Source organism: Candidatus Nitrosotalea sp. FS (genome assembly GCF_011319475.1).
Taxonomy (GTDB): Archaea; Thermoproteota; Nitrososphaeria; order Nitrososphaerales; family Nitrosopumilaceae; genus Nitrosotalea.
Genome location: NZ_RCMC01000206.1, coordinates 1 through 589, shown reverse-complemented (window position 1 = coordinate 589; position 589 = coordinate 1). Strand labels below are relative to the sequence as shown.

At 40.2% G+C, this 589-nt stretch carries 1 protein-coding gene; it reads left to right on the top strand.

Annotated features, from left to right (window positions below; translation table 11 throughout):
- Positions 1–589 (top strand): hypothetical protein (locus tag DYY66_RS07820; RefSeq protein ID WP_166287837.1); only part of this gene is annotated, 589 nt, incomplete at both ends.

Genomic DNA, 589 nt, shown 5'->3' with positions numbered 1-589 from the left:
GTCCAAGAAAGGTAATCTGCTTCCAAAAGCCACTGTACCATTTGATCAGTATGGATCATTTAGCTACGATTACAAGATTCCAAGCAACGCACCTATTGGAAATTATACCATAGTTGCAATGTTGCCGTTTGGATCATACAATGCATACTTTAACGTAGTAAACGAATTGCCCCCCAAAGTAATTCCAATCATAAACGAGACAAATACTATTACTGGCACGAACCAAACAAGTTCCAATACTAGTTCAATTTCCAACACTACTCATTCAACTTCACCGCCTGTAAACATTCCTTATACAATAGGCCCAACTCAAAAGCCATCTAAATCAGCTAACATGTTTGTTAAAAAGACTGGCCAACTCTCAGAATCCGTTGTAGGTGTAAACCTGAATTCTACACTAGTTGGAAATGCAACATACTATCCAAAAGAACTTGATGGACTTCTCAGGGTGAACCCAAGTGATGTCAATTCAGTAAGCATCAAGGTAAGTTCACAGGATGGAACATGCGTAATCGGACAGGACCAAGGGTGCAAGATAACGACCTCTACTGTACGATCAGGACTCTACCAAGCAGTCACAATAGATGGA